10 protein-coding genes are annotated in these 14,193 nt (G+C 42.7%); 8 read left to right on the top strand and 2 right to left on the bottom strand.

The genetic code is table 11. The annotated features are described in order from the left end of the window. The first annotated feature begins 107 nt into the window (after positions 1-107). From G6R09_RS11075 to G6R09_RS11055, 5 genes are all read left to right on the top strand, one after another. Positions 108-1,181, top strand: coding sequence for an efflux RND transporter periplasmic adaptor subunit (locus G6R09_RS11075; protein ID WP_163922433.1), 1,074 nt, complete (start codon positions 108-110; stop codon positions 1,179-1,181). After that, on the top strand, positions 1,181-4,306 hold the full coding sequence (locus G6R09_RS11070; protein WP_065168998.1) for a multidrug efflux RND transporter permease subunit: 3,126 nt from the start codon (positions 1,181-1,183) through the stop codon (positions 4,304-4,306). The genes G6R09_RS11075 and G6R09_RS11070 overlap by 1 nt, the downstream gene beginning before the upstream one ends. A gap of 165 nt (positions 4,307-4,471) precedes the next feature. Next, entirely contained in the window at positions 4,472-5,572 is a 1,101-nt protein-coding gene (rluF, locus tag G6R09_RS11065; RefSeq protein WP_065168997.1) for a 23S rRNA pseudouridine(2604) synthase RluF, read from the top strand. Between the two features lie 356 nt (positions 5,573-5,928). Next, the gene (locus tag G6R09_RS11060; RefSeq protein ID WP_060997371.1) at positions 5,929-6,237 is read left to right on the top strand and encodes a PTS fructose transporter subunit IIB; all 309 of its coding nucleotides are present in this window, start codon (positions 5,929-5,931) and stop codon (positions 6,235-6,237) included. Between the two features lie 46 nt (positions 6,238-6,283). Beyond that, positions 6,284-7,030, top strand: coding sequence for a PTS sugar transporter subunit IIA (locus G6R09_RS11055; RefSeq protein ID WP_240345727.1), 747 nt, complete (start codon positions 6,284-6,286; stop codon positions 7,028-7,030). Between the two features lie 3 nt (positions 7,031-7,033). Here G6R09_RS11055 and G6R09_RS11050 read toward each other — a convergent pair whose 3' ends face one another. Then, positions 7,034-7,879 carry a helix-turn-helix transcriptional regulator gene (locus tag G6R09_RS11050; RefSeq protein ID WP_163922430.1) on the bottom strand — a complete coding sequence of 282 codons (846 nt, stop codon included), beginning with the start codon at positions 7,877-7,879 and terminating at the stop codon, positions 7,034-7,036. Between the two features lie 166 nt (positions 7,880-8,045). Between G6R09_RS11050 and manA the strand changes: the two genes are divergently transcribed. The 3 genes from manA (at position 8,046) to aroC (ending at position 13,357) form a co-directional block, all read left to right on the top strand. Continuing rightward, positions 8,046-9,245 carry a mannose-6-phosphate isomerase, class I gene (manA, locus tag G6R09_RS11045; protein ID WP_163922427.1) on the top strand — a complete coding sequence of 400 codons (1,200 nt, stop codon included), beginning with the start codon at positions 8,046-8,048 and terminating at the stop codon, positions 9,243-9,245. Between the two features lie 633 nt (positions 9,246-9,878). Next, positions 9,879-11,780, top strand: coding sequence for a fructose-specific PTS transporter subunit EIIC (locus tag G6R09_RS11040; protein WP_065176360.1), 1,902 nt, complete (start codon positions 9,879-9,881; stop codon positions 11,778-11,780). Positions 11,781-12,271: 491 nt separating this feature from the next. Continuing rightward, positions 12,272-13,357: a chorismate synthase gene (aroC, locus tag G6R09_RS11035; RefSeq protein WP_163922425.1), complete on the top strand. Its 1,086-nt coding sequence runs from the start codon at positions 12,272-12,274 to the stop codon at positions 13,355-13,357. 87 nt (positions 13,358-13,444) lie between these two features. Here the strand turns inward: aroC and G6R09_RS11030 are convergent, their stop codons facing one another. Further along, positions 13,445-14,062: a trimeric intracellular cation channel family protein gene (locus tag G6R09_RS11030; RefSeq protein WP_163922423.1), complete on the bottom strand. Its 618-nt coding sequence runs from the start codon at positions 14,060-14,062 to the stop codon at positions 13,445-13,447. Positions 14,063-14,193 lie beyond the last annotated feature (131 nt).

Here is a 14,193-nt window from a genome sequence, read left to right as displayed (position 1 = left end):
GATTTTTCATCAGTAAGCTAATTTTTGCTTAACTTTACATTTCTTGACGTTATTCAAGCTCGAGTTCAGATATTATTCGGCTAGGATTTTTATGATGGTTTTAGCAAATGAAAAAAATGGCCGTAGCAGTATTAGTCGCCGCAGTATTATCAGGTAGTTACTTTTACTTTCAAGGAACGTCACATGCTGCGCAAAATAAATCACAGCCACAGCGTTCACAACGGGTTGTCTCAGTCACAATCGGTGAAGTAACGTCAGTTGCCGTCGCTCAATCGTTATCTTTAGTCGGTAAATTGCATGCTCAACAAGCGGTGAATGTTGCAGCAGAAGTGTCAGCTAAAATCAAAACTATTGCAGTACCTGTGAACACCACAGTTACCAAGGGACAATTACTGATCCAACTTGATGATGATAAAGCTGCAGCAGCTTACGATGAAGCATTGGCATATCGTAATGATGAGCAACGTAAATTAGCAGAATTTCAGCGGTTGCTAAGTCGTGGTGCGATTACCAAAACTGAGATTGATGCTCAAGCGGCCAGCGTTAGTATTGCGAATGCACGTTTAAAAGCAGCATTAGCAAATCTTAACGATCATGCTATTCGCGCGCCATTTGATGGCACTATCGGACTATATGATTTCAGTCCTGGACACATGACAGCGGCTGGCAGTGAGCTGTTTAATTTTGATGACCTTTCTTCTATGCGTCTGGATATTGAAGTTCCAGAACAATATATCTCCTTCTTAAAGGTTGGCATTAACGTCACCGCTAAAAGCCAAGCATGGGGCGATCGTGCGTTTGTTGGTGAAATTCAAGCCATTGATTCACGCGTTCAACCAGATTCACTCAATATCAAAGTTCGGGTGGTATTTGAAAATAAAGATCACGCCTTAAAACCGGGAATGCTACTTGCAACCGATATTGATTTTATTCCGCAGCAACAGGCAATTATTCCTGTGCAAGCATTAGAATATTCAGGTACTAAACGTTATGTCTACATTGTTGATGCTCAACAGCAAGTTCACCGTACCTTGGTCGAGCTTGGTGAGCGTATTGATAACAACGTAGTGATCAAAAAAGGCCTTAATATTGGCGAGCGTATTGTGGTGCAAGGGCTAGTTAATATGCGTGACGGCATTACCATCAAAGACATTACTCCAGCGGTTGGAGTAGCAAGCTAATGTGGTTATCTGATATTTCCGTCAAGCGACCTGTGGTTGCGATCGTATTAAGTTTGTTGTTGTGTGTATTTGGTATTGTGTCTTTCTCTAAACTGGCTGTCCGTGAAATGCCAGATGTTGAAAGCCCTGTTGTCACCGTGATGACCACTTATGAAGGTACATCAGCCTCGGTAATGGAAAGCCAAGTCACCACGCCAATTGAAGATGAGTTATCTGGCATCAGTGGTATCGAAAACATTACCTCGATCACTCGTAATGGCATGTCGCGGATCACGGTTGAGTTCAATATGGACTGGGATCTGACTGAGGGGGTAAGTGATATTCGTGATGCTGTTGCTCGTGCCCAGCGTCGTTTACCTGATGATGCTAATGATCCTATTGTCTCAAAAGATAATGGTTCGGGTGAGCCTGCAATCTACATTAATCTATCGTCATCAGAGATGGATCGTACTCAGCTGACAGATTATGCACAGCGAGTATTAGAAGATCGATTTAGCCTATTAGACGGTGTCAGCTCAGTGAGCTTGAGTGGTGCTTTATACAAGGTTATGTATGTAAAGTTACAACCGGTACTAATGGCAGGGCGTGGTATTACCACCAAAGATATTGTTAATGCACTAAAAGATGAAAACGTTGAATTACCTGGTGGTGAAGTACGTAACGATCAAACGGTGATGTCGGTACGTACCGCACGATTATACAAAACCGTTAATGATTTTAAGTATTTAGTGATTCGTAAAACAGAAGCGGGTACACCGATTTATCTTAAAGATGTCGCTGATGTCAGCATTGGTGCTGAAAACGAAAATTCGACCTTTAAAAGTAACGGCGTGGTTAATTTAAGTTTAGGCATTGTGACCATGTCAGATGCTAACCCGCTTGATGTTGCTAAAGAAGTGCGCGCTGAAGTGGCAAAGATGCAAAAGTTTTTGCCGCAAGGCGCATCGTTAACCATAGATTATGACGCAACGGTGTTTATCGAACGCTCGATTAATGAAGTCTATAACACCCTGTTAGTCACCGGCGCGCTGGTTATTTTGGTGCTGTATATCTTTATTGGTCAAGTACGGGCAACCTTAATTCCGGCTGTAACGGTGCCAGTGTCATTAATTTCGGCGTTTATTACGGCGTACTTTTTTGGCTTTTCAATTAACTTGCTAACACTAATGGCGTTAATTCTAGCGATTGGATTGGTGGTCGATGATGCGATTGTGGTGGTTGAAAACGTTTTTCACCATTTACAACGAGGAGAATCCCCATTACTTGCGGCCTATAAAGGTACGCGTGAAGTGGGATTTGCGGTTATTGCGACCACCGCGGTATTGGTGATGGTGTTTTTACCGATCTCGTTTATGGAAGGCATGGTCGGGCGATTATTTACTGAGTTCTCAGTGTTACTGGCGATGGCGGTGATTTTCTCATCTCTTATCGCATTAACCCTAACGCCGGTGATGTGTAGCAAATTGCTCAAAGCGAATGTGAAGCCAAATCGGTTTAATCTGTGGGTAAATCGTCAATTTGAACAACTTGAAAATGGTTACCGTCGCATTGTAACCGTGGCAGTTAAAAAACGTTTTGTTGCGCCATTAGTGGTATTAGGCTGTATTGCTGCCAGTGCTGGATTAATGAAACTGATCCCAGCTCAACTCGCACCCCAAGAAGATCGCGGAGTATTATTTGCGTTTGTAAAAGGGGCAGAAGGCACCAGTTATAACCGTATGATTGGTAACATGGATCAAGTCGAAGCGCGTTTATTGCCATTGTTAGGCAAAGGAGTATTGAAATCAGTTAGTATTCAGTCTCCAGCCTTTGGTGGTCGCGCTGGAGATCAAACTGGCTTTGTGATCATGCAATTAGAAGATTGGAATGATCGAACCGTGAGTGCCCAACAAGCGTTAGGGATGATCAGTAAAACATTAGCAGGTATTCCTGATGTACGGGTTATGCCGATGATGCCAGGTTTCCGTGGTGGATCCTCAGAGCCGGTGCAATTTGTATTGGGCGGCGCGGATTATCAAGAATTGTTTAAATGGGCAACCAAGCTTAAACATATAGCTGAAGATAGCCCGCTAATGGAAGGTGCTGATTTAGATTATGCCGAAACTACCCCCGAGTTATTGGTTAATGTTAACCGTGAGCGTGCGGCTGAGTTAGGTATTCCAGTGACTGAAATTGCCGAAACATTAGAAGTGATGTTAGGTGGACGCAGTGAAACCACTTTTGTTGATCGCGGTGAAGAATATGATGTTTACCTGCGTGGAGATGAAAATAGTTTTAACAGCTCAACTGATTTAAGTCAGATCTATTTACGAGCGAGCAATGGCAAGTTAGTCACGCTTGATACTGTGGCGTCAATTGATGAAGTGGCATCAGCGCAAAAGTTAAGCCATAACCAAAAGCAGAAATCGATCACTCTAAAAGCAAGCCTTTCTGAAGGTTACACCTTAGGCGATGCACTTGATTTTCTTGATCAACAGGCGATTGATACGCTGCCATCAGATATTACGGTTAACTATGCTGGTGAATCACAAGATTTCCGTGATAACCAAAGCAGCATATTAGTGGTGTTTGGGTTGGCGTTATTGGTGGCTTATTTAGTGCTCGCAGCGCAGTTTGAAAGCTTTATTAACCCGCTGGTGGTAATGCTAACGGTGCCGATGGGGATCTTTGGTGGCTTGGCAGGATTATGGATAATGGGGCAAGGGCTCAATATTTATAGTCAGATCGGGATGATCATGTTGATTGGTATGGTAACCAAGAACGGCATTTTGATCGTTGAATTTGCTAACCAATTGCGTGATAAAGGGATTGAGTTTGAACAAGCGATTGTTGATGCCTCGGTACGCCGTTTACGTCCGATACTGATGACCGCTTTCACGACACTATTTGGTGCATTACCGTTGATTCTATCAACAGGCGCTGGTGCAGAAAGTCGTATTTCAGTGGGAACAGTGGTGTTCTTTGGCATGGCATTTGCCACTTTAGTTACGCTATTGGTGATCCCTGCGATGTACCGCTTGTTATCAGCGAAGACGAAATCGCCAGGCTACATTGAAGCGCAGCTAGAAAAAGAACTGCAGCGTGATTATGTTGGCCGTATTAGTCATGGTGATTTACCAAAGTAAATAATATCAGTAACGAGTAGCGAGTTTGTGCGAGCTTAAAAACGCGCTACTCGCTACTCGCCTCACAATCAGTTAAACTCCCCTCATAACAACTATCGAGTAACTAAACTACAATTGAGTGGTTTATTACCCTGATCGACCTAAAGCCCTTTATAGAAGAAAACCATGTCACAAAATTCTACTGACCAGCAGAGCCCGAAAGGGGTTCGACTTAATAAATTTATCAGTGATACAGGCTATTGCTCACGCCGTGAGGCGGACAAGCTGATTGATCAGGGACGTGTAACCATCAATGGCACCGTGCCTGAAATGGGCATGCGCGTAATGGATAACGACGAAGTATTGGTTGATGATAAGCCACTGCGCAGCAAAGAGCGTCCAATCTACATTGCGTTAAATAAGCCAACCGGTATTACTTGTACTACTGAGCGTCATATTGAAGGCAACGTGATTGACTTCATTGGCCACCGTAAGCGTATTTTCCCTATTGGTCGTTTAGATAAGCCGTCTGATGGTCTTATTTTCTTAACTAATGACGGTGATATCGTTAATAAAATTCTGCGTGCGGGTAACTCGCATGAGAAAGAATACGTTGTGCGTGTTGACCAGCCGATCACGCCTGAGTTTATTGAAAAAATGTCATCTGGGGTTGAGATTTTAGATACGGTTACTTTGCCATGTAAAGTGACTAAAGAGACTAACTTCTCATTCCGTATTGTGTTGACTCAAGGTTTAAACCGTCAAATTCGTCGTATGTGTGAAGCGTTAGGCTATGAAGTATATAAACTTCGCCGTGTGCGCATCATGAACATTACCATTGATGGCTTACCAAACGGTAAGTGGCGTTATTTAACTGATGCTGAAATTAATGAAATTCAGCAGATGATTTCGCAATCAAGCGGTACTGAAGAAGCATCAAAAACCGACGCTGAAGGTCGTACAATTGCTAAAGCGACTGACGCTAAGCTGTATGACCACCGCGCTCAAGAAGCACGTAATGAAAAGCATGCTGCTGAAAAACAGTTTAAAACTTACCGTGGTACAGGTGAGTTTAATCGTCGTCCTGATGGCGATAACCGCAGCAGCCGTAATAACGAAGATCGTCATAGTCGTAATGCAAGCCGTGGCGCTCGCACCGATGCACCGCGTCGTAATAATGATGACCGTCCTGCACGTACTTCTGCGCCAAGCCGTGATACTAACAAGCCAAGCTTTGGTGGTAAGAGCAACGGTATTAAGAAGTGGAAATCAAAGCGCGAAGAGTAAAAGATAGGGAAGAGCAGGGACGAGTTTTCGAGTCTCGAGGAAGAGCTTGAGATAAAATAGAATCGAGGAAAAGTGAAGCCAATAATAACCGCTTAACTTTCCTCGTTTTTTTATGTTTGTTGTTGTTTCAAAGGCTTCTATGAGGCTTAAGCACGTTGTGAATAGAACATGGATATTAGGCTGAGTTATTCTCGCCACTCGCCCCTGCTTTTCCTCGCCCCTTTTTCTCCTCGCTACTCGCCACAGCTTTTCCTCGCCTTTCTTTCCCTCGCTCATATCTTATTTATTATGCTATTCTGCACAGTTAGTTACCTCACTTGGGTAACACTATATTTAACAATATTCAGGGATTAAAAATGAAAATTGTCGCGGTAACAGCCTGTCCAACGGGTATCGCACACACCTATATGGCAGCGGATGTTCTTAATAAAACCGCCCATCAAATGGGAATTAAGATCCAAGTTGAAACCCAAGGTGCAATGGGGATCGAAAATTTTCTAACCGCCAAAGATATTGCCCACGCTGATATTGTATTAATTGCATCTGATATTGAAGTTGAACAGCGGACTCGTTTTACTGGCAGTCGGATTCATTGTGTGACAATAGAAGAAGTATTGGTGGATGCAACTGCAGTGATTGAGCGTTGTCAGCAATTGTGTCAATAATCGCATTGCAAGCGTGTTGGATTAAGCCACAACTCTGAAAGGAATTATGATGTTAGAAAGACGGATCACATTCTATTGTGGTGAAGCTGGATTGCCTTCTTACCAACTTAATCAACTCAAGAAATTGACCTCGTATTTTCAAGCACAAGTTGAGCTATTTAATGTGCGCCAATTAACCCGCGCGCCGCTATCTCAGCCACTTAAAATACTAGCGTTGGCAAATAAACCGCATGCATTATGTCAATTGATCATCAAAGGTCATGATGCTGAGTTAGCAAACCTGGTGCTGACTGATTTTATTGCTCAATACGCACTATCATTGTCACAATTCTCCCCCCCAGAGCCATTTAAGCTTAATTTCCCGGTCACCAGCATTGGCTGTGGCAATGGTGATAAAGCCGATACCATTGCGCAGTTAAGTCAAATGCTGGTGGCGCAGCAAGCTATCAGTTCTGAACAACAGCCGGCGTTACAACAAGCATTATTAGATCGAGAAACCATTTCAGCTACTGTAATGGGGCCTCAAATAGCATTGCCACATGTCATGCACGAGAGCATCAGACAGCCTGCGATGGCGATAGTGTGTCATCAACAGTCCATCGATTGGGGATCATCTCGTGGAAATATCAGCCGTGCAATTGCGATGATACTACCTAAGCCACCACCTAAAGCGGTGATCATGGCCTTTGCACAGTTTTCAAAGTGTTTATTAAATGATGATTATTGTCTGGCGTTAAGCTTAGCCCAGCAGCCGCAAGATCTAAAAGCATTAGTGATTGAAGCGTTAAGGTAATCGTTAGACAACAATTCTGTATTCAGATGGTGTGCGACCGGTTTTATTTTTAAATACGCGACAAAAGTAATTCACATCCACAAAACCACATCGAGTTGCCACTTCGGTTAGTCGAAATGGATATTGGCGCAGCATGAATTTAGCCCGTTCAATTCGAACCCAGCAAATATAATCAGCTAAGCGCATGTGTCCTTGTTGGCGAAATAAACGTGATAAGTGGTTAGGAGTAATATTAAACCGATTGGCAATGGTATCGCGGCTAATGGCGCGGTGAAAATTTTCCTGAATATAAATACAAATCCCTTGATAGAGATCTTCGGTGCGATTTTTTGATTGATGCAACGGTACGTGAAGCATATTTTGAGTGTAGCTCAGCAATGCTTGCAGTAAATGTTCATCCATAGGCTGCTGTTGTGGCTCGCTGGCAAGCATATTTAGCGCTGTTAAAATCGAATCGATGGCATGGCCAGTCCATGCCTGAATCGAATGTTTTTGAACATCATAAAACTTCGGGCTATCTTTGGTTTTACTAACCAAACTAAAGCCCAATTGACGCTTACCAAACAACAAACTCAATACTGAATATTCGGTATTCCAGCTCGGTTGGTTCCAGCTATTTGGTGGAATATAAATCGCATCACCGCCCATTAAACTAATTTGGCAAATACCATTATCACCATCATCAAGCTGGTTAACATATTCCCCTTTAAGTACTAACTCTAAGCGTGGAAAATTAACTTGATAGCTAAACTGAGGCGGTTGAGTTTTTCCGCCTGCGAACCAAATTCGATTAAAGCTTTCCCGTTCAGTTAATACTGAGTCAATTAAATTAAAGAAAACATTGTCCATAGTATTCACTTTATATTTGGGGTGATGGTAACAAGATTATTATTTTGTGCTGAAGAAACCATTTAAGTTTTGTTATAGTGCTGTCAGTTAGCGTATGACATCAATAATAATGTGGTTGATACCATACCATCAATATCGTGAGCAATAATAACAATAGGACCTGACAATGACCGACTCTACCCGCACTGTCTTTTTCAAGATGGATAACGTGATCCAAGATTATGCTTGGGGCAGTGTAACATCAATTGAGCAACTGTTTGCTATTCCAAACCCAGACCAAAAACCACAAGCTGAAATGTGGATGGGCGCGCATGCGAATGGTTGTTCGGTGATCACGGTTAATGGTGAAGCGGTACGCTTGGCTGATTTTATTGCGACCGATCCCGATGCCATTATTGGTGCTGAAACTCAGGCTAAATTTGCTGAATTGCCATACTTGTTTAAAGTGTTAGCGGCAGAGAATGCGTTATCAGTGCAAGTGCACCCAAGTAAGCAGCAAGCTGAAATCGGTTACGCAAAAGAAGAAAAGATCGGTATTGCCCGTAATGCAGCTAACCGTAACTACAAAGATCCTAACCACAAACCTGAGCTAGTATTTGCACTAACGCCTTATCAAGCAATGAATGGTTTCCGTCAAGTTGCTGAGATCGTAGCTTTATTCCAAGCACTGAATCTTGAGGTGATTAACGATCTGGTTGCAACATTAGCAGCGAATCAAACAGAAGCGGGCTTAGGTGACTTCTTTGCTGCAATGTTATCACTTGAAGGTGAGAAAAAAGATGCAGCAGTGCAAGGATTACTTGCTTATTGCGATGCGAATCAAGACCAGCCATTGTGTAGCTTATTATTAGAATTAGCCACTCAATACCCAGGTGATATCGGCTTATTTGCACCATTAATGCTAAATGTATTAACGTTGCAACCGGGTGAAGCTATGTTCCTAAGTGCGTGTACACCACATGCTTACATTAAAGGTACAGGCTTAGAAATCATGGCTAACTCAGATAATGTGCTACGCGCAGGTTTGACGCCTAAATTTATGGATGTGCCAGAGTTGGTGGCAAACACTGAGTTTACTAGCATGGCTGTTGATCAGTTACTGTTAGCACCAACCGTTGCGGGTGGTGGCTTGGATTATATTGTGCCTGTGCCTGATTTTAAATTCAGCGTGTATAAGCAAGTGGATGAGCTTGAGTTACAAAATACCAGTGCTGAAATCTTATTTGCGATTGATGCGCCATTGACTGTAACGCATCACAATGGCGATACATTAACGCTTGAAAAAGGCCAGTCAGTGTTTATTCCTGCTTATGCGAAGGCATATACCGCTAATTGTACTGGTATGTTTGCGCGGGCGTATAATTAAGTTGCGATTATATTAGTCGCGAGTTTTCGAGTTCTAAAGATTTCGAGTTTCGAGATTAAGCGATGGGTGCAAGCCTGTCGCTTTTTTGTACCTATTCCGTCATTCCTTATAGTGAATGTCAAACCCCCCCGTCATTCCCTACAGTGAATGCCCGCGAGGGCGATAGGGAATCTACTAACCACGCGTTGTAGAGTTATAGTGATTGACTATTTTTCAGTAACTCGAAACTCGTTACTGCTTTTACTCGTCACTAATGATCTCGCCACTGCTTTTCCTCGCCTCTCGAAACCTCGCCCTTTCTGTGATCTTCCGCACTAAAAAATCGAAATCCCAACCAATAAAAAGCCTTATTTAGATAGTTTATGAAATTATTTTATGATGGGTTTTATATATTTAACAATAATAATTTTAATTTAAGCTCTTGAATTACTTAAGCAAAAATATAGATTCAACTTGTTTTATATACAATGAAAAATATGAGTTATAGCTCACACTGATGATTCAATGTTACAAATTTCCAGTTAAAGCCTGTTTTGTACTCTACTTTATTGACCGCAAACATTCGACAATACTCCCATGCTGATGGCCGATGCGATGTCATCGAACCCATAAATAAATCATCGGGGATAAAACATGATTACCACTCTCATCAATGAGCAGTTGATTAACCTCAACCTCAAAGCAACCACCAAAGATGAAGTGTTTGCTGAAATGGCAGAGATTTTAGTTCAACAAGGTCGCGTTGCGGACAAAACGCAATTTTTAGCAGATATTCAAGCTCGTGAAGAACTTGGCAATACTGGATTTGAAGAGGGTATTGCTATTCCTCATGCTAAAAGTGCGGCTGTTATTAAGCCAGCAGTGGCCATTGGTGTCAGCCAAAGTGGTATTGAATACGGTGCTGAAGACGGCTTACCATCAAAACTATTTTTCATGATTGCTTCTCCTGATGGTGGTGATAATCATCATATTGAAGTATTAGCTGAATTATCTTCTAAGTTGATTGAAGATGGTTTTGTTGATGCTTTTTTAGCTGCTAAAACACCTGCAGATGCTTTAGCTTTATTACTGGCAGAGAAGCAAGAGACAGTTACCCAGCCACAAGATAAAGGCTTATTAATTGGCGTTACTGGTTGTCCAGCCGGTGTTGCACATACCTATCTTGCTGCTGAAGCATTAGAAAAAGCCGCTGCTGAATTAGGCTATGAAATTAAAGTTGAAACTAACGGCTCTATCGGCGTTAAAAATTCTCCAACCGCAGAAGAAATCGCGCGTGCTGAAGCCATTGTGGTTAGCTGTGACAAACAAGTCGACATGGCACGTTTTGCAGGTAAAAAATTAATTAAAACTGGCGTTAAAGCACCGATCAAAGACGGCAAGGGTGTTATTCAACAAGCGTTAGTTGCTAAACCGTTTGATGCTAATGGCGATGGTTTAGAAGACGGCGAAAGTAAAGTTTCTAAAGCTCGCTCAGATCTATACCGCTTCTTGATGAACGGTGTATCACACATGATCCCGTTTGTAGTGACAGGCGGTTTGTTAATTGCACTGGCATTAGCGATTGGTGGACAGCCAACGGATGCCGGAATGCAAATCCCACCAGGCAGCATGTGGCAAAAAGTGCTTGATGTTGGTGTTGTTGCCTTTACGTTAATGATCCCTGTACTTGCCGGTTACATAGCGTATGCGATTGGTGATCGTCCTGCATTAGCACCGGGTTTCATTGGCGGCTGGATTGCAAATAACGGCTCATTTTATGGTGCAGACGCAGGTACTGGTTTTATTGGTGCCATCATTGCTGGTCTATTAGTTGGTTACTTTGTGCGTTGGGTCGCAACGCGTAATTACCACAAGTTATTACAACCATTAGTACCGATTCTTATTGCGCCGATCACGGGTACATTATTCATTGCTGGTGCGTTCATCTTTATCATTGGTGCGCCGATTGCTGGCCTTATGCACACTATGAACACTGTACTAACTGAAATGAGTACAGGTAACGTTATTCTACTGGGTATTGTGCTTGGTGGTATGGCTGGCTTTGATATGGGCGGTCCATTTAACAAGGTGGCGTTCTTGTTCTCTGTCGGCATGATTGCTAATGGTCAAACGCAGTTTATGGGGGCAATGGCATGTGCGATCCCTGTCGCGCCATTAGGTATGGGTTTAGCAACTGTGATTGGCCGTAAACTGAATATCTTTGAGCAATCAGAAATTGAAGCGGGTAAAGCTGCAGGTGCGATGGGCTTAGTGGGTATCTCTGAAGGTGCGATTCCTTTTGCAGCGCAAGATCCAATCTCGGTTATTCCAGCTAACGTACTAGGCAGCATGGTTGCGGCAGTAATGGCGTTCTCATTTGGTATCACCAACAGCGTTGCTCACGGTGGTCCTGTAGTGGCATTACTGGGTGCAATGAACAAACCATTACTTGCTCTGCTATGTATGGCAACGGGTATGGTAGTTACAGCACTGGTTGCGGTATCACTGAAAAAATTCCGTAAAGCAAAAGCGGATAAAGAGTTAGTGGTAGCGTAGAGGTTTCGAGAGGTAAGATTTCGAGTATCGAGATTAATAGATTCCGAGATTAAGCGATGGGTGTAAGCCTGTCGCTTTTTTTGTTATCAAATTCAGTCCGTCATTCCTTACAGTGAATGCCAAACCAACCCCCGTCATTCCCTACAGTGAGGTTACGAACGAGATAGGGAATCTATTGTCCGCGCGTTGTAGAGTTATAGTGGTTGTATTATAGAGTTTCACTGGCTTCTTTAAGGCTCAAGCGCGCGTTGAGTAGATCACGGATAGTTTCGTACCTCAACTTCCGAGATGACGGATAATAGGCTGAGTCATTCTCGTTACTCGTCACTAATAATCTCGCCACTCGCCTCTGCTTTTCCTCACCCCTCGAAACTCGCTCTTAAAACCTCGCCCTTACTTTATTCCTTGCTTTTCAAATCACATCTTTGCAGTATGTATTGATTACCATAATTAAAAATGCATGTAAGCATAGATTTATTACAGGGGAAGTCATGGCTGGAAATACCATAGGGCAATTGTTTCGTGTAACGACTTTTGGCGAAAGTCATGGAGTCGCATTAGGGTGTATTATTGACGGTTGTCCACCTGGATTAGCACTAACCGAAGCCGACATGCAACACGATCTCGATCGTCGTCGTCCTGGTACTTCAAAATATACTACTCAACGTCGTGAAGCCGATGAAGTTAAGATTTTATCGGGCGTATTTGAAGGCCAAACCACAGGTACATCGATTGGTTTGTTGATTGAAAATACCGATCAGCGCTCAAAAGATTACTCTAATATTGAGAATTTATTCCGCCCCGGTCACGCCGATTATACTTACCATCAAAAGTATGGTGTACGTGATTACCGTGGCGGTGGTCGTTCATCTGCACGTGAAACCGCAATGCGTGTTGCGGCAGGTGCGGTTGCGAAGAAATACCTTAAACAAGTGCATGGCATAGAAGTATGCGCTTACTTATCTCAAATGGGTCATGTAAAAATCGATAAGGTCGATTGGCAGCAAATTGAACAAAATGCCTTTTTCTGTCCAGATGTCGATAAAGTCGATGCCTTTGATGAATTGATCCGTAACCTTAAAAAAGACGGAGATTCGATTGGCGCCAAAATTACCGTGGTTGCTCGTCATGTGCCTGTTGGTTTAGGTGAGCCAGTATTTGATCGTTTAGATGCTGATATTGCACATTCTTTAATGAGTATTAACGCGGTTAAAGGGGTTGAAATCGGTGATGGTTTTGATGTGGTTGAACAACGTGGCAGTGAGCACCGTGATGCAATGACATTACAAGGTTTTAAAACTAACCATGCTGGTGGCATTCTTGGTGGGATTTCATCAGGACAAGATATTATTGCCCATATTGCTTTAAAACCAACCTCAAGTATCAGCGTACCGGGTGAAACAATCACTCAGCAAGGTGAATCAGCAGAAGTTATCACCAAAGGCCGTCATGATCCATGTGTCGGTATTCGCGCAGTACCAATTGCTGAAGCGATGTTAGCGATCACTCTGATGGATCACTTGTTGCGACACCGCGGTCAAAATGCCGATGTAGTAACAACAACGCCGAAGATATAAAGGCGAGGAAAATAGGTTTCGAGATAGCGAGTGTATTAGTAACTTGTCACTCGCTACTGCCTTTCCTCGTTCTTACTTTGCCAACTTTTAAGCTTCTGCTTCTTCGAACTTAAATACGGGCAAGCTCCAACTGAAGAATACAGCAGCCATACGAAGGCTAAAACCAACGGCTAAGGTGACTAAAGTCGTAATATCAGCTGGAATATTAAAATGCAGCATAGTGATATACATAATCCCCGCTAGAAATGATACTGAAGCATAAAGTTCTTTATGCAAAACCATTGGCTTACGACGAGTGATCATATCGCGCAACAAACCACCAAAGACCCCCGTTACTACAGCTGCTACCACACAAATAATCGGTGATAACCCCATCGTAATTGCAACTTGGCAACCAATAATACTAAATACAATTAAACCGATGGCATCAAGAATAATAAAAATCTTGTGAAAGCGTACTACCCATTTACCGAGTACGGTTGTCAGTAAGCCTGCAACGCAAGTGATCACTAAATATTGTGGATGAGCAACCCAACCGAGTGGATAGTGGCCTAACAAAATATCACGCACAGTACCGCCGCCAATGGCAGTTGCACTTGCTACTAGCATCACGCCAAACCAATCCATATGACGTTTACCTGCCGCTAAGGCGCCTGTCATGGCTTCAGCAGTAATTCCGATAATGTATAAAATTGAAAGCAGCATGATAAATGTGACACCTAAGATGAATTGCTGGAATTACAGTATTGTATTAGTGACCTTTCTCAACTTCTAATGAAAAGAATTAAACTTGGTATGAATTGAGCTAATGTAAAAATAAAATTAATAGTAACAAT

It is taken from the genome of Photobacterium sp. Alg240-V54, assembly GCF_900537155.1.
Lineage (GTDB): Bacteria > Pseudomonadota > Gammaproteobacteria > Enterobacterales > Vibrionaceae > Photobacterium.
This window is presented reverse-complemented; position numbering and strand designations above follow the sequence as displayed.

Coding starts and splice junctions, on each gene's coding strand:
- G6R09_RS11030 (WP_163922423.1), bottom strand. CDS start 14,062: ATGCTGCTTTCAATTTTATACATTATCGGAATTACTGCTGAAGCCATG.
- G6R09_RS11075 (WP_163922433.1), top strand. CDS start 108: ATGAAAAAAATGGCCGTAGCAGTATTAGTCGCCGCAGTATTATCAGGT.
- rluF (WP_065168997.1), top strand. CDS start 4,472: ATGTCACAAAATTCTACTGACCAGCAGAGCCCGAAAGGGGTTCGACTT.
- G6R09_RS11050 (WP_163922430.1), bottom strand. CDS start 7,879: ATGGACAATGTTTTCTTTAATTTAATTGACTCAGTATTAACTGAACGG.
- manA (WP_163922427.1), top strand. CDS start 8,046: ATGACCGACTCTACCCGCACTGTCTTTTTCAAGATGGATAACGTGATC.
- G6R09_RS11070 (WP_065168998.1), top strand. CDS start 1,181: ATGTGGTTATCTGATATTTCCGTCAAGCGACCTGTGGTTGCGATCGTA.
- G6R09_RS11060 (WP_060997371.1), top strand. CDS start 5,929: ATGAAAATTGTCGCGGTAACAGCCTGTCCAACGGGTATCGCACACACC.
- aroC (WP_163922425.1), top strand. CDS start 12,272: ATGGCTGGAAATACCATAGGGCAATTGTTTCGTGTAACGACTTTTGGC.
- G6R09_RS11055 (WP_240345727.1), top strand. CDS start 6,284: ATGATGTTAGAAAGACGGATCACATTCTATTGTGGTGAAGCTGGATTG.
- G6R09_RS11040 (WP_065176360.1), top strand. CDS start 9,879: ATGATTACCACTCTCATCAATGAGCAGTTGATTAACCTCAACCTCAAA.